This is a genomic window from Pedobacter sp. 22226 (assembly GCF_052045455.1).
GTDB lineage: Bacteria > Bacteroidota > Bacteroidia > Sphingobacteriales > Sphingobacteriaceae > Pedobacter > Pedobacter jeongneungensis.
On sequence record NZ_JBQEPB010000003.1, the window covers coordinates 560306 to 581124 of the forward strand.

General features: G+C 39.9%; 17 protein-coding genes. 6 read left to right on the forward strand and 11 right to left on the reverse strand.

Annotation, left to right across the window (positions count from 1 at the left end):
- Nucleotides 1-117: 117 nt before the first annotated feature.
- The 5 genes from ACTJKC_RS09315 to ACTJKC_RS09335 form a co-directional block, all read right to left on the reverse strand.
- Nucleotides 118-858: a rhamnogalacturonan acetylesterase gene (locus ACTJKC_RS09315; RefSeq protein WP_440791334.1), complete on the reverse strand. Its 741-nt coding sequence runs from the start codon at nt 856-858 to the stop codon at nt 118-120.
- A gap of 5 nt (nt 859-863) precedes the next feature.
- Nucleotides 864-1886 carry a pectinesterase family protein gene (locus tag ACTJKC_RS09320; RefSeq protein ID WP_440791336.1) on the reverse strand — a complete coding sequence of 341 codons (1023 nt, stop codon included), beginning with the start codon at nt 1884-1886 and terminating at the stop codon, nt 864-866.
- Between the two features lie 227 nt (nt 1887-2113).
- Nucleotides 2114-3763 (reverse strand): fibronectin type III domain-containing protein, encoded by a 1650-nt coding sequence (locus ACTJKC_RS09325; RefSeq protein ID WP_440791338.1) that lies wholly within the window; start codon nt 3761-3763, stop codon nt 2114-2116.
- 19 nt (nt 3764-3782) lie between these two features.
- Entirely contained in the window at nt 3783-5627 is a 1845-nt protein-coding gene (locus ACTJKC_RS09330; protein ID WP_440791340.1) for a RagB/SusD family nutrient uptake outer membrane protein, read from the reverse strand.
- Between the two features lie 17 nt (nt 5628-5644).
- On the reverse strand, nt 5645-8875 hold the full coding sequence (locus tag ACTJKC_RS09335) for a SusC/RagA family TonB-linked outer membrane protein (protein WP_440791342.1): 3231 nt from the start codon (nt 8873-8875) through the stop codon (nt 5645-5647).
- 263 nt (nt 8876-9138) lie between these two features.
- On the opposite strand from ACTJKC_RS09335, the gene ACTJKC_RS09340 reads away from it, so the two are divergent.
- Complete coding sequence (locus ACTJKC_RS09340) at nt 9139-10155, forward strand: LacI family DNA-binding transcriptional regulator (protein ID WP_344851583.1); 1017 nt, start codon at nt 9139-9141, stop codon at nt 10153-10155.
- A 158-nt stretch (nt 10156-10313) separates the two neighbouring features.
- Nucleotides 10314-11498: a class I SAM-dependent rRNA methyltransferase gene (locus ACTJKC_RS09345; protein ID WP_440791345.1), complete on the forward strand. Its 1185-nt coding sequence runs from the start codon at nt 10314-10316 to the stop codon at nt 11496-11498.
- A gap of 835 nt (nt 11499-12333) precedes the next feature.
- Here ACTJKC_RS09345 and ACTJKC_RS09350 read toward each other — a convergent pair.
- Together ACTJKC_RS09350 and ACTJKC_RS09355 are read right to left on the reverse strand one after the other, a co-directional pair.
- The gene (locus tag ACTJKC_RS09350; RefSeq protein WP_440791347.1) at nt 12334-12585 is read right to left on the reverse strand and encodes a DUF6814 family protein; all 252 of its coding nucleotides are present in this window, start codon (nt 12583-12585) and stop codon (nt 12334-12336) included.
- 10 nt (nt 12586-12595) lie between these two features.
- Entirely contained in the window at nt 12596-14119 is a 1524-nt protein-coding gene (locus ACTJKC_RS09355; protein ID WP_440791349.1) for an MFS transporter, read from the reverse strand.
- A gap of 150 nt (nt 14120-14269) precedes the next feature.
- On the opposite strand from ACTJKC_RS09355, the gene ACTJKC_RS09360 reads away from it, so the two are divergent.
- The gene (locus ACTJKC_RS09360; RefSeq protein ID WP_440791351.1) at nt 14270-15160 is read left to right on the forward strand and encodes a bestrophin family protein; all 891 of its coding nucleotides are present in this window, start codon (nt 14270-14272) and stop codon (nt 15158-15160) included.
- A 303-nt stretch (nt 15161-15463) separates the two neighbouring features.
- Here ACTJKC_RS09360 and ACTJKC_RS09365 read toward each other — a convergent pair whose 3' ends face one another.
- The 4 genes from ACTJKC_RS09365 to ACTJKC_RS09380 all read right to left on the reverse strand — a co-directional run bounded on the left by ACTJKC_RS09365 (nt 15464) and on the right by ACTJKC_RS09380 (nt 18578).
- Nucleotides 15464-16006, reverse strand: coding sequence for a TlpA family protein disulfide reductase (locus tag ACTJKC_RS09365; protein ID WP_440791353.1), 543 nt, complete (start codon nt 16004-16006; stop codon nt 15464-15466).
- A 68-nt stretch (nt 16007-16074) separates the two neighbouring features.
- The gene (locus ACTJKC_RS09370) at nt 16075-17361 is read right to left on the reverse strand and encodes a hypothetical protein (protein WP_440791355.1); all 1287 of its coding nucleotides are present in this window, start codon (nt 17359-17361) and stop codon (nt 16075-16077) included.
- Nucleotides 17362-17500: 139 nt separating this feature from the next.
- Nucleotides 17501-18028, reverse strand: a complete 528-nt coding sequence (locus ACTJKC_RS09375; RefSeq protein WP_440791357.1) for a hypothetical protein — start codon at nt 18026-18028, stop codon at nt 17501-17503.
- Nucleotides 18021-18578: an RNA polymerase sigma factor gene (locus ACTJKC_RS09380; protein WP_344851591.1), complete on the reverse strand. Its 558-nt coding sequence runs from the start codon at nt 18576-18578 to the stop codon at nt 18021-18023. Before ACTJKC_RS09380 ends, ACTJKC_RS09375 begins: the two co-directional genes overlap by 8 nt.
- A 783-nt stretch (nt 18579-19361) precedes the next feature.
- On the opposite strand from ACTJKC_RS09380, the gene ACTJKC_RS09385 reads away from it, so the two are divergent.
- From ACTJKC_RS09385 to ACTJKC_RS09395, 3 genes are all read left to right on the forward strand, one after another.
- A complete protein-coding gene (locus ACTJKC_RS09385) occupies nt 19362-19766 on the forward strand; it encodes a hypothetical protein (protein WP_440791359.1) in 405 nt (134 codons plus the stop codon).
- A gap of 90 nt (nt 19767-19856) precedes the next feature.
- Nucleotides 19857-20081, forward strand: a complete 225-nt coding sequence (locus tag ACTJKC_RS09390; RefSeq protein WP_344851593.1) for a DUF2798 domain-containing protein — start codon at nt 19857-19859, stop codon at nt 20079-20081.
- Nucleotides 20082-20094: 13 nt separating this feature from the next.
- Nucleotides 20095-20664 (forward strand): Crp/Fnr family transcriptional regulator, encoded by a 570-nt coding sequence (locus ACTJKC_RS09395; RefSeq protein ID WP_440791362.1) that lies wholly within the window; start codon nt 20095-20097, stop codon nt 20662-20664.
- The last annotated feature ends 155 nt before the right edge of the window (nt 20665-20819 follow it).

Consider the following 20819-nt stretch of genomic DNA (forward strand, 5'->3'; position numbering starts at 1 on the left):
TAGCGCAGATCGTCATTGCGAGGAGGAACGACAAAGCAATCTTAAACGATGAATTAATCATCAGTTCTAGGGAGATTGCTTCGTCGGCTGAAAAAGCCTTCTCGCAATGACGATTTTTTATTTTAAACTCTTTGCTAAACTCAATTTCAACTCCTTAATTCCTTTCACTACCAAACCCGCCACCTGTTTAGCGCCTTCCGGACTTAAATGCGTATCATCTTTTTTGCCGTTTGGGTAATTTACATTTCCTGAATCGACGTAATTGAATAATTTTATTGAAGGTTCATCTCCCAAACGGGTTAATAAACTTTCTGTTTTTGCCAGCATATCAATTAATGGCACATTTAACGAATCGGCCACCTGACGGGTAATCCTAGGATAATCGCCATGCGAATCGATTAAAACCCCATTTTTGAAACTTCTGCGGGAGATTGGCGTCAATAAAACCGGGAAAGCTTTTTTGCTTCGGGTTTCTTTTACATAGTTCACCAGATTAATTTTAAAATCAGCCAGTGAAACCCCAACTGTTGGTTTGTCGACTTTCTCATCATTATGCCCAAATTCGATAAAAACATAATCGCCAGGCTTTAATTGCCCTAAAATTGGATCCCAGCGTTTTTCTGCGCGAAACGATTTTGTACTGCGTCCGTTCAGTGCCCGGTTATCAACCGTAACATCAGGTTTAAAATACGATTGCAATGCCATGCCCCAACCCGTTTCCGGATAAGCTTTTTCTTGTTTATTGGCTGCGGTAGAATCGCCGATGATGTACAATTTTGTTTTCTTTTGAACAAAAGTAAAAGAGAATAAAACGGCTAATGTTCCTGCCGCAAAAATCTTAAAGAAATTCGTTTTCATTTTAATTAATTTGTGATTGGGTTCCATTGGTCTGGTCCACCCAGTATATTTTTTAAAGTATAATTTTTTGCTTCTTTATCTGTGAGCTGTTTCGTCCAGGGTAACCTTGTTTTTGGCGATGCACCTGCGCCTGTATTTTTATATTCCGCGTAAAAAACAGTTTGTTCTTTATCAGGAAACATTTTATCACCTTTCCAGGGGTTCCAGCCTTCTGCTACAATGTGTTTGCCTAAATCACAGTTAATAAATACTGTTTTCGCATACGGTCGCCACGGCCGGCCTAAAAAAGCTTTCGTTACTGATGCATCCGCAATGAGCTTACAATTTAGAAAAACGAATCCGAATTTTTGCTGTGCAGAAGTTGAGGCTGCTGTAACATAAGAGTCGCTTAAATTTTTGATCGTACAATCCTGGAAAACGACTGTGGCCTTGCCGAAAATGAAATCGGTTGTACCTTCGACATAACAGTTTTGATAATATTGACGGCTATTTTCAACAGCAGCATAAAGGGTATCCTGATTGCCTAGAAATCTACATTTTTTGGCTACAAAACGATCACCTTCTACATGTAAGGCAACCGCCTGTCCGACACGGCCGGCTGAATTAATAATGGTTAAATTCTCGAGGTGGATATCGTTGCCCTGAACCAACACGGTAAAAGAGGTATAAGTGCTGAATTTAGCATTGCCATAAACATCTTTACCAGCCGGATTTGGTTTGCCCGAATAATCGTCAAAAGTAATGATGGTATTTTCTGCATCTTCTCCTGTAATTGAAATCCGGATTTTCCAGGAGGGAATAATCAACTTTTCCTTATAAATTCCTTTTTTAACATAAATCTTAACTTCTTTTTCGCCCAAATCTCTTATCGAGTTTACTGCTTCCTGAATGGTTTTATAGTTTGCACTGCCATCTTTTGAAACGGTTATTGTTGATGGATATTTAGGATCCTGTGCGTTGGCGTAAATAAAGGATAAGGTATTTAAAAAGAGTAGCGTAATCAGTTTAAAATAAGGTATTCTTCTCATTATGGCTAAGTTTGTAAAAATCAATGACAGTATATTCTTCGCAATTTGATAGTCCGAGGAGAATCGTCATTGCGAGAAGGCTTTTTCAGCCGACGAAGCAATCTTGCCACAATCGCTACCAGCGTTTGCATTAGGATTGCTTCGTTCCTCGCAATGACGATATTTTTAATTAGTAGTTAAATTTCATTAAAAAAGGGCAGATTAAAACCTGCCCTTCATAAAATAAATTAATATGCCCATCTGGGGTCGCCAATTGGCCCTCCTGTACTTCCTGCGCTTCTTAATGGTGATGCAGCAGGCAAAGTAAAATCAGTTGTAGTGGCTGTCCAGCCTGTATTAATGTTTTGGTTGCTGGCTAAAGTTGCCGTTCCAAAGGTTAAGGCTGTTCCACCGGTTAATGCACTGAACAAATTAAAATAGTTGCTGTTCGAAATTCTTAATGTGCTTCCCGCTCCTGTACCCCTAATGGCGGCAGCATTTACAGTGCCTGATTTTGGCGTGTTGGCCAAAATACTGTTCTGAATCGTAAAGTTGATCGGGTTAGTATTGGCATCTAATAAGGCATATTTCGCATTGCCACCAAAGCCGTTAAAAGTTGAATTGGTAATCGAAACGGTTGGAATAACATCACCGGTATAGGTGGTACTTGCGGTAACCAAACCCGGACCAGCGTTATAAAAGGTAGATTTCGAAACGGTTAGGGTATTAAACTGCATTTTGTTTACATGGAAGGTGTAATAAGCCGAAGAACCGTTCGCGCCCATATCGTACACAATTGAATTATTTACCGTAATACCGGTTATTTTGAAATCGCGGGCAGCTGTTCCCCTGTCGCCCCGTAAAAATGCGGTTGTAGCACCATGAGCAATGCAATTATCCACCACCACATTGGTAAAGGTTGCTGCAGCACCATTTGATGCCTGTGTACCAATAAAATTGATAAAATAAAGGGCTGCAGCCGAAGTTCCATCAAACTCAATGCCCGATAGTGTTACTCCTGCGCCCGTTCCTTCTAAATCAATCTCTTTAAAGTTAACCTTCGTATCTGTTGGGTTGCCTGAAGTTGATTTAATGGTAATGGTTTTTTGGGTAATAAAAGTGGACAATGCGGTTATATTGTAAGTGCCCGGATTTAAACCAATAATTGCGCCGTTGGCTGCTGAAGTAATAGCCGCCGCAAGGTCATCGCCCGGATTTAATTTTACGGTGTAAGTGGTTGGCGCAAGAGTGGTAAATGTGGTAATACCCTTACTCTTGGTACCTGCAAAAAGTTCGGCGGTATATTTTGTTCCTGCCGTTAATCCTGTAATGGCTTTTAAGCCTGCAGATGCATCACCTGCACTCAAAGTTGTGGTAGTAGCAGCGCCTGTTGCAGGGGTTAATACAATAGAAGTTAAACCAACAGTTGGCGTGTAACGCAAAGTAATGCTGTTTTCTTTAATTTCGTTATCCCTGATCAGTAAAAAAAGCTGGATACCTGTTAACTGAAATGCACTGCTTCTTACATACTTCGATTCAGGCTGACTTTCGGTTGCGTTGGCTTTAACCCTGGCATAATATTTTGTTCTAACGGCCAAATTATCTTCCGTTACCGTTACGCCAGCTGTATCGGCAGTAGTGCTGTAATTCACTGTTGCAAACAACGAATCGGTAGAAAAATCGATACTGTATTTAAAGGTTTTTCCTGTCGACATTAAAGGCGTAGTCCAGGTTAGTTTAGCCGAAGTTTCTCCCGACGTAATTTTTATATCGCTGGGCTTAAAAATCCTGGCCGGATCTGTGGGTGCATCATCCTCTTTTTTACAAGAAGAAACTACCGCAACCATTAACGATAAAATGATCAGTTTAAGCCCTAATTGATTTATAATTCTTTTCATGATTGATAATATAAATGCGTTAATAACCAAAATTTTGAACCATGCCTGGGTTTTCGATCAATGTAGTTTTTGGATATGGGAAAAGCTCTTTTTTGTTGGCTTCGAAGTAAAATGCAAGGCCGGTAGAAGTGCTGGTGATCGAATTATCTTCGGTTACGGCTTTTCTCCAGTTTTTAACCGTATAACCTGTTGGTGCTGTTGAGCTGTTTAAACCCGGAGAAGCAAATACATTGTTAGGCACACCGCCATAAAGATCGAGCGTGGCCACTTCGTTAACACTGGTGCCCAATAAATAATTACTTTCTTTAGCGTAAATATAGTTTGGCACGTTTACATAATCGCCTGTTCCGGCAATTAAAGCACGTATTTTAGTACGTGTTTCGTCAAACTTGCTCGCCAGTAAATTCCAGCGGATCAAATCATATTTACGGATGCCCTCACCACCAAATTCCAATAAACGCTCTTTAACAAGCGCATTAAAAAATCCGGTTTTATCCATTGGCGTTACCGGGATCTGGGTTTCGAAGCCGGCATAAGCACGTTTCTGAACCTCTTGCAGGGCACTAACTGCTGTAGCAGATGGCGCACCATTAATTTCGTTATCGGCTTCAGCATACATCAGCAGAACATCCGAGAAACGTAACATAGGCCAGTTTACCCCAAAAGTTTGCGAAGCAGATGAATTGTTAAAAGCCGTCCACGATTTACGGAACTTTCCGTCCGTCATGTTAAACAGCGTATTAACGATTTTTTTAGATGAGGCCACAATTTCGAAAACACCAATGGTTACATCCCTGCGGCAATCTTTACTTGCATCAAATTCATAAAAATAAGTTGGAATGGCATTCATACCGCCACCGCCTGAGCCAAAAGTAGAAGCTGAGTTAAAACGGATACCGTTGTAATAACCCAATTTACTATCAGTAGAAGCATTGCCACCAAAAGCAGCCACTTCGAACATCAGTTCATGGGCATCATCATAGCGCGTGGTGGTGTGCAGGCTTTTAAATACATTTTCGTAAACCGGATTTAAATTATGTTCCGAACGGTGGTTCATAATATCCAGGCACTCATCAAAGGCAATTTTATAATAGGTTAAATAATCAGCACTGCGCTCCATGGTGTGGCTTCCTGATCTTAACGAGTAACCGCCCCTGGCCAGGGCAATCCTCGCCCTTAAACCTTTAATTGCTCCTTTAGTATAACGGAAACTGCCGTATTCGGTAATTCCGCTTCTCCACGGAACCAGGTCTTCAGCCATTTTTAAATCGGCAATAATCTGATCGTAGGTTTTATTACGGTCTACATTTGGGCCGTATAATGTTTCTGCATCAGCCGATGGCACAAAAGATGCCGGAACATCTCCCCAGTTGCGGATCAGCTCATATAAAAATTGTGCCCTTAAAGTAAGCGCTTCACCATAATAGCGTTTCATGATGGTTTTCTCGGCATCAGATCCATTGGCATATAATTTTGAAGCCGGAATGTATTTGATACAGATATTTGCACGCTCCACACCTGAATACAATTGCAGAAATGGGTTAATCAGGTCGGTATTGTCAGAGCTTGCCCCGTACATGCTAATCCCCCTGCGATCTGATGAGCTATAACTCCCCGAAGTTTTAAAATCATCAGCAGTTAAGCCAAATAAGGTAGAAATACGGCTTCCGTAGCCATTATCGCCGCAAAGACGGTTATAAATGGCAATAACTGCGGCATTGGTATTATCGGTACTTTCGAAAACTACATCAGGCGAAGAAGTTGACGGCGATTGTACATCTAAATATTTTTTACAGGAAGTGGTGATACTCAATGCTCCAACAGCAATTACCATTAAAGCCGATTTAATAAATTTATTGTTCATTTTCTTTAATGTTGAGGTTAAAATACCATGTTAATACCAGCTAGAATGTACCTGCTGCGCGGATAAGCAGCATAATCTATACCTGGCGTAAGCGGGTTCGACCGGCGGGTATTTGCTTCAGGATCATAACCCGTGTAACCTGTAATGGTATAAAGGTTGTTCACTGTTCCATATACCCTTAGTTTAGAGATGAAACCTGTTTTTTTGATCAAACTTTGTGGTAAACTATAACCCAGGGTTACATTGCTGATCCTTAAAAAAGATCCGTTTTCGATGGCATAAGAAGTTAAGGCATAATTTCCGGTGGTTGGTGTCCACAGGGTGGTATTTGCATTCATCGCTGTCAACACAGCCGGATCGGTTACTTTCACCCCGTTGGCATCAAAGTTCTGCCACCTGTCGTTCATCACTGCCAGTAAATTATTGTCCTTTACATTGTATTGCGAAGTAAATTCGAGTTTATTGGCATTATAAACCTTACTGCCATAACTGAAGTTTACAAATACCGTCAGGTCGAAATTTTTATAGGCAAACTGGTTGTTGAAACCGCCGGTAAATTTTGGCTGTGCTGTACCTAAAACCGTTCTGTCGTCATCACCGATCATCATGCTCGATGAAGAAGAAAGTTTCTGTACTTTCATATCGCCCGGCTGCGGATCGCGGTTGCCCAATAATACCCTGCTGTTTGCCACATTTGGTTTAAGCGTGTAGGTATAAACTCCGGTGGTGGCATTTTGTACGTAGGTAAAATCATCAACGGTATAACGCCCGTCAGAAACGAAACCGTAAAACTGACCGACAGGTTTTCCTACTTCAACTTTAAAATCGCCCAAACTGTTTACCCAGCCCGATTGCGTGATGTAAGAACTTACGCCGTTCTGCAGTTCGACAATTTTATTTTTATTAAAGGAGATGTTAAAACTGGTATTATAACTAAAGTTTCTGGTTTTTACCGCCTGATAATTTAACTGCAGCTCGAAACCTGTATTTTGAGTTTTACCAACATTTTGCTGTTGGGTAGAATAACCCGTAGTTTGTGGCACGTTTGCATTTAACAACAGGTTTTTGGTTCGGTTGTCGTAATAATCTAAATTAAGCGACAATTTGTTTTTGAACAGGTCGATATCGATACCCAGGTTTTTTGAAATATTGGTTTCCCAAGTAATATTCGGGTTAGATAAAATATTTCCGGTGGCTGTACCCGAAATCAGTCCGGTTGATATTGCGCCATCCGTTGCTGCATAACCACCAGTGGTAGAGCTCAGGTAAAACAAGGTTCTGAATAAATCCTGACCGATCCGGTTATTTCCGGCAGCACCATAACTAAACCTCACTTTAAAGTTATCAAGCCAGGTTAACTGCATGTCTTTAATAAATTTCTCCTCCGTAACCCTCCAGGCAACCTGTGCGGATGGAAAATAGCCCCATTGTTTGCCCGCGGCGAATAATGATGAAGCATCTGTTCTGAAATTGACCGTAGCCAGGTATTTATTTTGAAAACCATATGATGCCCTTCCAAAAATCGAAAACTGCCTGGTTCCCGAAATTAATGAAGTTGGCCTGTCCTGGATCGTATTTGCCGGGGCACTGCTTACAAAAGCATCTTCAGCAGAAATGTTGACCGGTAAAAATTTGAGCACCGTTGTTCTCGAATCGATATCTACCATATTGATTTCCTGTCCTACCAATAAATCTAAACTGTGGTCTTTACCCAGGTTTGGTTTATAATTGATGGTATTGGTGTTGATAAACGATTTTTGAGCTACTGTATCCAATTGGATGGCCGGCAAACCCGCATTGTTTCTGGCCACATTACTCACCGGGCCGTTAAAGGTATTAGTGTGCCTGCTGGTTCTGTTGTATCCAACGGTACTTTTTATCGTCAGGTTTTTAAGGATTGAATATTGTACATAACCACTTGAAATTAAATCGTTGCGGTAATCGTATTTTAGTTCCTGGTTTGCTAAAGTGATCGGGTTGGTTAATCCGGTGGTCAAATAATCGGCATCGAACAGATCTCCGGAATCACTTCCGCCTGAATAGGGCTGGTAACGCACTGAGTTTCTTAAACGGTTGGTGCCCTGCGAGCCGGTAGAGCTCGTGCCCACACCATCAACACGCTGACGGCTGTAACGTGCGTTTAAACCAACCCTGAATTTGTCTGAAAATTTATGGTCTAAACGCATCGAAGCAAATGTTCTCCTGTAACCTGAATTAAGCATAATGCCGTCTTCTTTGGTATTGTTTACCGAAACATTGTAAGTGGTTTTAGAAGTACCGCCCGATAGATTTAACACTTCGGTATTGCTCCATGCCTGGCGACCAAAAACTTTATCCTGCCAATCGATATTCTGAATATTTTTGTAAATGTCAAGATCTTCAAAAGTGCCGTATTTCTTGGTAAAAGTATCTTTAACATCCTGGTTGGTGTTGTTGTTATACAGTTCATACTGGTATTTGATAAATTCATAAGGATTCATCACATCCAGCTCATTTACAATCTGTCGCGCACCCGCATAAGCATCAAACGAAACAACCGGTCTTCCTTTTTTACCGCTTTTTGTGGTAATGATTACCACCCCATTGGCCCCGCGGCTACCATAAATTGAAGTGGAGGCCACATCTTTCAGCACATCGATAGATTGGATTTCATTTGGCGATAAAATAGATAAAGCATTTTCAACCTGGATACCATCTACAATGTATAAAGGAGAATTATCGCCCGTAAGGGAGCTTCCGCCACGTACTTTAATTACAATATCTGCACCCGGACTTCCCTCAGTTGTAGTAACCGATACCCCTGCAAGTTTACCCGCAAGTGCCTGTGCAGCCGTACTCACCGGAAACTGATCGATATCTTTCCCCGTAACGGAAGAAACTGAGCCCGTTAAAGCTTCTTTACGTACCGAGCCATAACCGATATTTACCGTAACCTCTTGTAAAGTATTGGCATCTTCTTCCAGGCTGATATCAAGTTTAGTCTGATCGGTAATGGTTACATTTTTGGTTTTGTAACCTACGTAGGTAAACGTTACCACAGCACCTTTGGCGGGCACACTGATTTTGTAAACTCCGTTTGCATCGGTACTGGCACCTGATTTCGAGTCTTTAACGTTTACACTAACCCCAACAAGTACCTGTCCGTCAGTTTTATCCTTTACCGTTCCGGTAACCTGCCTGGTTTGTGCCGAGGCTACAGATAATCCAAAAAAAGCGAAAAATGCTAAAAAGAGTAGAACTCTGCTCATAAATTATTTATTTGAAGTGATTTGGTTATTTTTAAGATGCTGCAATCGCTTGCATGTAGAATTAAATTCTATTTCGGGATGTTATTATTTGTTTATATTTGGTTACGTTGATGTAACAATTTTACAAACTAAAAACCGTTTGAAACCATTTTTAACTAAAAAAGTGTGCAAACGTTCCCAAAAACGTTGTTATAACGTTTATTAATCTTGCTGATCCCATCCCCTTAAAGAGATATTTTTTGTAACTTGTACGCACTACGAAAATGAGATTTGAAACATCTACCATAAAGGATATTGCTAAAGCATTAGGACTGTCAACTTCAACAGTTTCAAGGGCTTTAAGAGACCGTTACGAAATTAGTGAGGAGACGAAAAAACTGGTTTTGGCCTATGCCGAAAAGGTTAATTATCGTGCCAATCCCATTGCCCGGAGCCTGAAAGAACGCCGTAGTTATTCTATTGGTATTATTGTGAGCGAAATTGCCAACAATTTTTTTTCGCAGGTGATAAACGGCATTGAATCAATTGCTTATGATCGTGATTACCACGTAATCATCTCTCAGAGTCATGAATCTTACAAACAGGAAAAACTAAATGTTGAGCACCTCGCCTCGCGCTCTATAGACGGTTTGCTGATTGCACTCTCATCTGAAACGCAGGATATCGATTATTTACGCAGCCTGTATGCCAAAGGTTTACCTATTGTTTTTTTTGACCGTGTACCCAAAGATTTTGAAACCCATAAGGTAATCGCCAATAATTTTAAAGGCTCTTTTGATGCAACCGAACACCTCATTTTATCAGGAAAAAGGACTATTGCACACTTAACCAATTCAGAAAACCTTTCGATAACGAAAGAAAGACTGGAAGGTTATAAAGCCGCCCTGGTTAAATACCATATCGAATTTAAACCCGAACTGGTTAAATATTGCCAGCATGGTGGCATGCACAGTGCAGAACTGGAGCAGGCCGTTAAAGAACTTTTACCTTTAAACCCTGATGGGATTTTTATTTCGAGCGATCGTTTAACCACCGGCTGCATTATGGCACTTAAAAAAACCAATCCCGAGGTGGCGCATAAAATCGCCATTGCAGGTTTTACAAATTCTAATCTGGTCGAATTGTTTAATCCGTCATTAACTTCCGTTAAGCAGCCCGCTTTTGAAATGGGCCAGGTAGCTACCGAGTTATTAATTTCGATGATTGAAGCTAAAAGACCTATTACCGAATTCGAAACCAAAGTTTTAGATACGGAGCTGGTAAAGATGGCGAAGCGATAAGCGGTTTGTGTTTAGCGCTTAGCGGAGGGCGATAGGCGTTTAACTTTACTCCCTCCTCCAGCCCTTCAACTACCAAATTTATCTTTCAACGCTTAACTCCAACTGCTCTACTCCAAACTCCCATCTCTCAACTCCAAACTAATTATTACCTTTGCACCATGGTAGAAATCATATTAAAAAAGGGCAAAGAAAAAGCAGCATTGCAACGACATCCATGGGTATTTTCTGGCGCACTGGAAAAAGTTAAAGGAAAACCTGAAGATGGTGATGTGGTAAAAGTTTTTGCTTTTGATCATGAATTTCTGGCCTATGGTTATTTCAACAGCAATTCGCGGGTTGCGGTTCGTTTGTTGGAATGGGATGAAACACAAAACATTGATAATAACTGGTATCAAAACCGGTTAAAACAAGCCATTGCTTCACGCCAGTTTATTTTAAATGAAAATACCAATACCTGTAGACTGGTTTTTAGCGAGGCCGATTTCCTGCCGGGTTTAATTGTTGATCAATATGCAGATTTCCTTTCCCTGCAGATTTTAAGTTCCGGAATCGAAAAAGTGAAAGAACAGATTGTCGACATTTTAAGAACAGAATTAAAACCGAAAGGAATATTCGATAAAAGTGATGCCACTGCCCGTACCCACGAAGGTTTACCTGTTGAAAACGGTTTGCTTTGGGGCGAAAATCCACCTGAATTTTTAGAAGTAAAAGAAAACGGGATTATTTATAACATCAATATTGCCGAAGGACAGAAATCTGGTTTTTATTGCGATCAGCGTGATAACAGAAGTATTTTGGCAAGCTATACCAAAGGCAAAAAAGTGCTGGATTGCTTTAGTTACAGCGGTGGTTTCAGTTTAAACAGCCTTGCCAACGGAGCCAATAGTGTAATCAGTGTTGATAGTTCTGGTTTAGCGGTTGAAACCTTAAAACAAAATGTAGCTTTAAATAAATTCGATATAAATCAAGTAACAGCCATCCAATCAGACGTAAACAAACAATTGCGTGCTTTTAAAGAATCAGGAGAACTGTTTGATGTAATTGTACTCGATCCACCTAAATATGCTCCATCACGCTCTGCATTAGATCGTGCTGCAAGAGCTTATAAAGATTTAAACCGTCTGGGCATGTTATTGCTTGAAAAAGGTGGTTTATTGGCTACTTTTTCTTGTTCAGGGGCTGTTGATATCGAAACCTTTAAACAAATTATTGCCTGGGCAGCGCTCGATGCCGGTAAAGAAGTGCAGATCATCAAACAGTTCTGCCAGCCGGAAGATCATCCGGTTAGGATTTCTTTCCCCGAGGGAGAGTATTTGAAGGGGTTGTTACTGAGGGTTTTGTAAGGGTTCACTAGTTCATTTGTCATTCGTTTATTAGTTAGCACGTTACACAACCCACTTACCCTGGTCTGTGTCCTCACAGATCAGTATTCTATAATTTTAGCCACGGATTCATAGATTAACACGGATTCAGTCTGTCATCCTGAGCGTAGTCGAAGGATCTTTATAATAGCGTCATTTCGAGCGGAGTGCAACGAAGTCGAGAAATCTGCTTTGAGATAGATCTCTCCATTCCGCTTTGCTTCAGTCGAGATGACGATACCCACTTACCCTGGTCTGTGTCCTCACAGATCAGTATTCTATAATTTTAGCCACGGATTCACAGATTAACACGGATTCAGTCTGTCATCCTGAGCGTAGTCGAAGGATCTTTATAATAACGTCATTTCGAGCGGAGTGCAACGAAGTCGAGAAATCTGCTTCGAGATAGATCTCTTCCTGCCCGAAGCAGGCGGGCGTTCTGCTATGCTCCAATCGAGATGACGATGCTTTTTTCGAAAAGTCTTTCAATCCTTGGTCTGTGTCTCCACAGACCAATAATCTTATAATTTCAGGCCACAGATGCGCAGATTGACGCGGAATTTAACTCGATTTGTCCTCTTGAGCGTAGTCGAAGGATCTTTGTGCATTTGTGGTTCATCAGTTCATTTGTCATTCGTTTATTGGTTAGCATGGTTCAGAAATCTGATGGCGTAGATTGATTCGTCATTGCGAGAAGGCTTTTTCAGCCGACGAAGCAATCTTTCTGGCAAAGATCGCTAGCAGGAAAGATTGATTCGTCGTTCCACCTCGCAATGGCGCCAACTGAAAACTCATCTTTCTTGTTCAAAAAACTTCGCTACAGCTCCTCCGAATTTTCCGGCAGTTGCTCATACTCACCTTTCCAGGCATAAAAACCGAAAATCATCAATCCCAAACTGATTGGCAGAAAAATAAACAGGATAATTCCCCATTGTAAAATCGTATTGGTACGTTCGATATCAGTATGCGTTAAACCTACTTTATCAATCGCCTGTAAAAACAGAAAAGTCATGGTTAACGGACCCAAAACCATCCAAACCAAACCTAAAATTTTCTTTAACGTATTCATCCTTTTTGTATTAATCGTTAATGTTTTCGTCTCTTTTATTCGATAAATAAATCGTTCCGATAATTAAACTAAGTGCGGCAATGCCTATCGGGTACCACAAACCGGATAACGGGGTAGAACCCGAAAAACTCGCAATTAAGGTGGCGATAAACGGAACAAGTCCACCAAAAACACCGTTACCGATATGGTAGGGTAACGACATCGAAGTGTACCTGATCTTAGTTGGGAACAACTCTACCAGAAACGCGGCAATTGGTCCATAAACCATCGTTACCAATAAAATCTGGAAGAAAATTAGACCTACAAATTTCCAGAAAACCGGTGTAGGCAAAACTTTGTCTTTAATCACTTCTTTACCCAAAAGAATACCTCTTGTTGCAGAAATAGTATCTATCTGAACTTTATTAAATGCTGCTCCATTTTTGAGGAGTACTTTAACAGATGTTGTTCTTAAACTATCTGGCGAATCTGCAATTAAAACTGAGGTTATTGGTGCAGGGGTAGATGACAAAATATCCGTCTGTTCAATTTTTGTATAATCTGTATCGTTCAAAAATATTTGATAAATGGGGCGGTAAAAAAGGATTCCCAGCAACATTCCGCTCAACATAATCCACTTTCTTCCCACCTTATCACTCCAGGCACCAAAAACCACAAAAAATGGTGTGGCAAAGGCAATTCCCCAGAGTAAAATATACCTCGAATCATTAAAATCCAGTTTGCAGGTATTCTCTAAAAAAGATTGTGCATAAAACTGGCCTGTGTACCAGATTACACCCTGGCCCATGGTAGCCCCAAAAAGTGCGAGCAGCACCATTTTAAAATTTGCCTTATTGTTAAAACTTTCTTTGAGCGGATTTTTAGAAACATTACCTTCAGCTTTTAGTTTAGTAAACATAGGCGATTCATGCATCTTCATGCGGATATATATCGAAACCACCACCAGTACAATCGATAACAGAAAAGGAATCCGCCAGCCCCAGTCGCTAAACGTTTCGGCACCCAAAATATTCTTGGTAATGACGATAATTCCCAACGAAAGAAAAAGTCCTAAAGTAGCCGTAGTCTGGATCCAGCTGGTAAAAAAGCCCCGTTTATTTTTCGGCGCATGTTCTGCCACATAAGTTGCTGCACCACCATATTCACCGCCCAAAGCCAGGCCCTGAATCAATCTCAATACCAGTACCAGAATAGGCGCTGCATAACCAATACTTTTATAAGAAGGAATTAAACCGATAAAAAATGTCGATCCGCCCATCAGTACCAGTGTGAGCAAAAAGGTATATTTCCGGCCGATTAAATCGCCTAATCTGCCAAAAACCAATGCACCAAAAGGGCGAACAATAAATCCGGCAGCAAATATGGCCAGGGTATTAATTAAAGCCGAAGCACCGGCATCTTCAGGGAATAATTGATGGCCAATGATGACCGCGAGGCTACCAAAAATGTAAAAATCGTACCATTCTATCAGTGTGCCCAGTGATGATGCACCAATAACTTTAAAAATGTTGTTTTTGGGTAACGTTTCGCTCATAAGAAAAAGAATATTTGGTTCTCCAAGATAAACATTTGAATAACAATCGGCAACCTGTACTGTCTGTCAATTAATTTGTTACATAATCAAACATTTCGGCTTTAGTTTTGTATTTTCATCCGTAACTATTTTATTTTCCATTCAGATTATATGCTTTTAATACAGAACATCAGGTTAAGCAGGATTTTAAGAAATACGTGGCACGTTGATCTGATTATGATCGCTTCCTGTACGGCAGCGTATCTTGTGCGCGAATATTTAATTGCCCACCATTTCTCCATTCCATCCATTATTCCAACCGTTTTAGGTACAGCCATTGCCTTTTTTATCGGTTTTAACAATAACCAGGCTTACGATAGGTGGTGGGAAGCCCGGAAAGTATGGGGAGCATTGGTAAACGATTCTCGTTCTTACGCACGGGCTTTGATTAATTATGTTGATGAGGACGAAGAAAGTGTGAAACGCATGGTGTACAGGCATATCGCTTTTTTATATGCGCTAAAAGCTAATTTAAGAAACACGGTTGATGAAATTTATACTAAATATCTACCGGAAGCCGATTTAAATGAAATTAAAAAACACAATAATGCACACAATGCCCTGCTTAACATCCAGTCGCGGGATTTGCAAAAATTAGTAAAAGCAAATAAAATTGATGGTTTCCGTTTTATAGAAATTAATGAAATGCTTACCCGTTTTTCGGATTCGATGGGAATGAGCGAAAGGATAAAAAATACGATATTTCCAACCACCTACACCTATTTAACTAAAGTATTTATCTGGTTGTTTGTGGTAACTTTTACCCTTGTAATTAGTCAGGATGCCGGACCTGCAGCCATATTTTTAGGCTGGCTGATTGGTTTCGTATTTGTTTCTACACAGATTAACGGGATGAGTCTGGTAAATCCTTTCGAAAATAACTCGGCGGGTGTTCCGCTTAACCAGATTACCAGGACCATCGAAATTAACCTGTTACAAATGCTGGAAGAAGAAGAAATTCCAGAACCCGTTAAACCAATCAATGACGAATATATTCTTTAAATTTTAGCAACTTTCTTGCTGACAAAATCAAAAATTAAGATAAGCATTTCAATTATTCTGTTGGATCTTAGCGAGACGCTAAGAACAGAGGATATTTTAATAGATTTTTCGTCATGGCGAGGCACGAAGCAATCTTACAACGACCGCTTGCCCAAACGCAATATTTAAGATGCCTTATCCAATGAAAATTGGCTTCATAATGTCCAGCAAAGATCATCCTTTCCAAATTTTTTTATTTAATTAAGTATTAGCGTCTCACTAAGAACAATAGGGGGATAATGCTTCACAGATTCTTCACGGCGTTCAGAATGACAGAGCGGTTTTTAACTTCTCTTCGAACAAAACCGACTTAGCTTTAAACTGAGGATCTGTAAATGAAATATTTGCTGTAGCATAAATAATCTTTCCATCCTTGCCTACCAGAACATTTGATGGAAAACCATGATTGATGTTCAACCTGCGGATTTCATCTTTGCTCAGCGAAACGATTTCATATTGATAACCGCTTCGTTTTTGAAAACGTTTGGCGCTTGCTGGGGCATCGTGGGTAATACCAATAAACCTCACACCATTTTTGCCATATTTTGTTACCAGTTTATTTAATTCGGGCATTTCGGCAATACAGGGCGGGCATTTTTCGAACCAGAAATTAATTACCGTTACCTGGTTTTTTAAATCAGCATTACTGAATGGTTTTTTATCAACCGTTAATCCTTCAAAAGGCGGCAAAGGTTTTCCTGCTAAATCTTCGAAAAAGGTTTCCTGTGTAGCCCATTTAACCGGAGCATCTTGCGCCAGCACTTTTAGCGAAAAAACAGAAAGCAGGGTAATCAGTAAAAATTTCATCGTCGATAAATATAAAAAAAGTCCTGCCAATGCGGCAGGACTTTATAGTTTGTTTGGTTTTAAAATTCTTATTTAAAAGTAACCGACCCGTACTCGGTTTTAACAGATACGTTTGAAGCACCACCGCTGCCAATCTTACCCGAATATTTTTTAGTTTCATCATCTTTGCTTACCATGCTCGAGGTTACGTTCGAACCATATTTAAAGCCGGCATAAGAGGTAGAAACATTAAAAGTACCATTATAACGGTCGGCAAAGCCAAGGCTTACGCTTACATATTCGCCACCAAAACTGAAGTTTCTGCAGGCGGCTGTAATTTCATTTACGCTCAAACGGTTATAGTCCATGTTAATATTCGCATCGCCATTTAAGGTACCCAAAGTAACGTTAGAATATTCTGCATTTACTGCTATTTTACCTGCTGAAGCGATATTTAAGTCGCCATAAGCCTGTTTGGCAACCGTATTGCCCCGCACCGTATTGATATTTACCTTGGCATATTCTGAATTTAAAAGCAGGTTACCACCAATGGTGCCAATGGTTAGGCCCTTGCCATATTGTACCTTAATATCAGCCGATTTTCTGATGGTATTAATGTTTACCGCAACGTATTCTGCATCAAGTTCTAAGGTGCCAACAGCACCGATTGTTACCGGGCCATTGTATTCGTGCTTTACCACGGCAGCATTTAAATCCTGAATATCACATTTACCATACTGCACGTTAATGTAATTATTAGCGTTGCTTAAATTACCTGCAACCAGATTGCCATACTCAACTTTTAAAGATGTAGGACCGGCAAAATTGCCCATTTCTACACTGCCATACTGTTGCAAAACCGTTAAAGGATTTACAGCCGGCATGTAAACCGTATAAATTACCTTAACTTCCCTCCTCCAGGTGGTTACCCCGTTTTTAACACCGCGGCCATAACGTCCGTTCCTGTCGCCCATATTGGTTTTAACAGAAACCACATCTCCGTTTTTAGAAGCGTCGATATTTACACCGTCGATCAACCTTTGTACATCACTGTCCGAATTGCTGTAAGCTTTAATGTCTATATCTACTTTTACTTCCTTCTTGTCCCAGGTTTTAATGGTGATGGCTCCGTATTGGTTGTTTAAATTAATCTTATCATTATTATCCACACTAAAACTCTTGCTAAAAGATTTAGAACGTTCGGCATCACTCCCTGTTTGGGTGCTTTTTGAGTAACTCACCATAGCCAGCGAAGTCGACTTATCGGAAGCTTCTGCAACTGCTTTTTCAGTTGGGTTATTCACCGCAATTTCTTGCGCATTGGTTTTTACGGCGATTAAAGCCATAAAGGCTAAAAATATTTTTATCGTTTTCATGTGTTTGTTAATTGTTAAACATTTAAAGGCTTAAAACCTGCCGGCTGGTAATAAGCAATGTAAATGTGGTGAGCGTTCTCCTCCTGGTATCAGGTAGTGTAAATCAGGTATCAAGACTGATTTCGGCTACTGTTTTAATTTATATCTGGTTAACCCTTTTATAATCGTCAACCTGGTTAATAATCAATAATTGTTGTTTTAATAACTGTAACTGTATTTCGCGGTTTTTAACCATGGCCTTTACCACAAAAGTTTGGTTGGGCGAGGTTGGCAGTTCTGCCTTTAACCTTTCGTAATCTTCATCAAGCTTTCTCAGGTCGGCAGTAAATTTTTTATATAATTCAGGGTTTGCCGAGGCGAAAATGGCCAAACTATCTCTTTTTTCGGTAATTAAGCCCGCAAAGTGGACTTCTTTTTTTGCATACGAAGCACTAACGTCGGCTATCTCTAAATCTTTGTTTTGTAACCTTCCGGCGTACAGCCAAACTAAACCGAAAACCACTACAATAGCTGCTGCTGCACTCACCCATAAATACAGCTTTACCGGCTTTTTTTTCTTTTTAGCATCTAAACCCTGTTCAATCTTTGCCCAAAGATCGGCCGATGGCTCCATGATATCAAAAGCTTTACGGTTATCCTTTACAAAGGTTTCTAATCTGTTATTCATCTCTCATCCCTTTCTGTTCTAAAATACTTTTTAACTTCTTTTTTGCCCTCATGTACTGTGTACGACTGGTATTTTCACTTATTTTTAAAATGTGTGCAATCTCTTCATGGTCGTAACCTTCTAACAGGTACAAGCTCAGTACCACGCGGTAACCATCGGGTAACTGGGTAATGGCCTGTCTGATCTCTTCTGCCTGTAACTGCACTTCACTGTCGTCAAAACTATCTTCATCCGGCACTTCCGATATTTCTTCCGTACCTACAAATTCCATCTTGCGTTTACGCAGGTAATTGATGGATTTGTTGATTACAATCTGTTTTAGCCAAAGTCCGAAGGTGGTTTCCTGCCTAAAATCAACAATTCTGGTAAAAGCATCCAAAAATGCTTCCTGTAAAACATCCTCAGCCTCTTCCTCATAATTTAAAATGCGCAGCGCCACATTATACATGGCCTTGGCATACAGCTTGTACAATTCAAACTGTGCTGCGCGGCTGCCCTGCATGCATTTTTTTACGAGGTCCAGGTTTTTATCGATGTAAACGGCTTCCAAAATTTCGAATATTCTGATTATAAGACATAAGGGATTTTAAAACGTTGCATCAAGGTATAAAAAAAGTTTAAAATATGTTAATTCAGTATTAAGATTAAAATCAAATGTGTTGGGAGGTTCAGGAAAGGAATAAGATAAGCGCTTCGGTTTGTAAAAAATGTTTTATTATAAATTGGAAATGAGCAGTTCTGTGCTTTTGGCATTTTCAGTCCCGCTTTTTGGTACGAGTTCCGATGAAGGATCGGAAGCTCTCCCCTGCAATCGGGTTTAGATACAAAGTTTTATGCCTTGAAACAAACCTTTGTTAAATAAACCCGACAGGAGCAGGCATCCCGATTTTTCATCGGGATAAAGCGGATGGCGGGACTACAGTGCCTATGAAAGGCTGATCTTTCATTTCCTAAAAAAGAAAAAATATTAAGATTATTAGGAAATGGTTGGTTCTGTGCTTTTGGCATGTTCAGTCCCGCTTTTTGGTACGAGTTCCGATGAAGGATCGGAAGCTCTTCCCGGCAATCGGGTTTAGATACAAAGTTTTATGCCTTGAAACGAACCTTTGTTAAATAAACCCGACAGGAGCAGGCATCCCGATTTTTCATCGGGATAAAGCGGATGGCGGGACTACAGCACCTATGAAATGCTATCCTTTCATTTCCATAATATGAAAAACATTTTATAACTATTCAAAAATTCACGATTTCAATTTTTTTGACATTTGTGGAAAATCAGCTCCCTCATCATCATAAATTTGAAAACCCTGCTACAAACCATTAACTTCATGCCATGGAAACCGATTTAATTATTTCTGCAATTAACGAGCTACACCAAAAAGCAAACCTTGCTTTAGAAAATAAAGATATAACGGCTTATGCAGCCATGTTTGATGATGCTTTTAGTTTTGCCCCTTTCGAAAAATCAGCTATAAATAAACGCGATTATACCATCGATATAAAAAAACATTTCAACAATGCTAAAGAAATCCATACCAGTTATTACCGGATAAAATCTTCTATTGAAGATGATGTTTTTACTGAGAAAATTGCCCGAAAATCAATCATTTTAAAACCTAAGCTGCTGGTTTTTTCCAAAAAACAGACCATCCAGACGGAAGAAATTTACCATTGGAAAAATATTAATGGCGACTGGAAAGTGATTGCGCTCGAAATTGTGTTAGAAGAAAAGTATTAGGCTAAATGTATAGCTCTTTCATTTTTTGACCTACATCAAAGGTTAGGCCTGTTAATACCCGCACTTTTGGGGTGTTAGAAAAAATATAAAATGAAAAAAGAATACTTTAGGTACATCAATACTTTATTTGTGGTAATACCCATGACATTAATTATGGCCTTTGTTGGTTTAATGCGCAATTACGGTTTTGGTGAAGACTGGATAATTAAATTTTTAAAAGCGTGGAGCGTTATGCTGCCCGTAGCTTATTTTGCAGCATTTATCATTATTCCGAACGCCCGTAAGCTTGCTGAAAAAATTGCAGGTAAACCTTAAATTATTTATAAATATGTACAAACTGCTTCCGGATTATATTAAGGAAAAAATCACGATCAGCGATCCGGATCTGGAAACAGTATTGTCATATTTTAAACCACAAAAGTTTAGAAAAAGTGAAATCCTGGTTAATCCTGGCGAAAAACCACAAAGGATTTATTTTGTTGTAAGTGGCTGTTTGAGGATTTTTTTTCTTACCGAAGGCGGTGCTGAAGCCACCAGGCATTTTGCGTTCGAAAATCAGTTTGCAACCGCTTTGGTTAGTTTTATTACCGGCGAAATTTCTAAAGAATATGTTCAGGCTATAGAAGATACCGAGGTATATTTTATCTGGCAAAGCGATTTTTACGAATTACTTAAAATTATTCCTCAATGGGAAAAACTCTACCGCCATTACCTGGAATATGCCTATGTAACCAATACCAACCGCTTAATGTCGTTTATTACGCTCGATGCAACCGAACGTTACCGCCAGTTGCTGGCGCAAAATCCAGGTGTGGTAATGCGGATGCCGAACAAAATGGTGGCCTCTTATTTAAATATTTCTCAGGAAACGCTGAGCAGATTGAAATCAAAAGCATAAATTTAAGCAAGGCATTAAATAGTGTTACTTTTTCTTTGGGTTCTTCGTGCCTCCGCGGTCAACAAAGGCAAATCTTCTATCGCAAAATTTCCTTAAATCTTCTGCGCTGAACTTTAAAACAAAATCGGTATTTTTGCCGCTCAATTTAGATTATA

Bases quoted from the DNA above. Each gene is read 5' to 3' on its own strand.
- ACTJKC_RS09365 (WP_440791353.1), bottom strand. From the start codon at position 16,006: ATGAAATTTTTACTGATTACCCTGCTTTCTGTTTTTTCGCTAAAAGTG.
- ACTJKC_RS09320 (WP_440791336.1), bottom strand. From the start codon at position 1,886: ATGAGAAGAATACCTTATTTTAAACTGATTACGCTACTCTTTTTAAAT.
- ACTJKC_RS09375 (WP_440791357.1), bottom strand. From the start codon at position 18,028: ATGAATAACAGATTAGAAACCTTTGTAAAGGATAACCGTAAAGCTTTT.
- ACTJKC_RS09345 (WP_440791345.1), top strand. From the start codon at position 10,314: ATGGTAGAAATCATATTAAAAAAGGGCAAAGAAAAAGCAGCATTGCAA.
- ACTJKC_RS09360 (WP_440791351.1), top strand. From the start codon at position 14,270: ATGCTTTTAATACAGAACATCAGGTTAAGCAGGATTTTAAGAAATACG.
- ACTJKC_RS09385 (WP_440791359.1), top strand. From the start codon at position 19,362: ATGGAAACCGATTTAATTATTTCTGCAATTAACGAGCTACACCAAAAA.
- ACTJKC_RS09315 (WP_440791334.1), bottom strand. From the start codon at position 858: ATGAAAACGAATTTCTTTAAGATTTTTGCGGCAGGAACATTAGCCGTT.
- ACTJKC_RS09340 (WP_344851583.1), top strand. From the start codon at position 9,139: ATGAGATTTGAAACATCTACCATAAAGGATATTGCTAAAGCATTAGGA.
- ACTJKC_RS09370 (WP_440791355.1), bottom strand. From the start codon at position 17,361: ATGAAAACGATAAAAATATTTTTAGCCTTTATGGCTTTAATCGCCGTA.
- ACTJKC_RS09350 (WP_440791347.1), bottom strand. From the start codon at position 12,585: ATGAATACGTTAAAGAAAATTTTAGGTTTGGTTTGGATGGTTTTGGGT.
- ACTJKC_RS09390 (WP_344851593.1), top strand. From the start codon at position 19,857: ATGAAAAAAGAATACTTTAGGTACATCAATACTTTATTTGTGGTAATA.
- ACTJKC_RS09335 (WP_440791342.1), bottom strand. From the start codon at position 8,875: ATGAGCAGAGTTCTACTCTTTTTAGCATTTTTCGCTTTTTTTGGATTA.
- ACTJKC_RS09395 (WP_440791362.1), top strand. From the start codon at position 20,095: ATGTACAAACTGCTTCCGGATTATATTAAGGAAAAAATCACGATCAGC.
- ACTJKC_RS09355 (WP_440791349.1), bottom strand. From the start codon at position 14,119: ATGAGCGAAACGTTACCCAAAAACAACATTTTTAAAGTTATTGGTGCA.
- ACTJKC_RS09325 (WP_440791338.1), bottom strand. From the start codon at position 3,763: ATGAAAAGAATTATAAATCAATTAGGGCTTAAACTGATCATTTTATCG.
- ACTJKC_RS09330 (WP_440791340.1), bottom strand. From the start codon at position 5,627: ATGAACAATAAATTTATTAAATCGGCTTTAATGGTAATTGCTGTTGGA.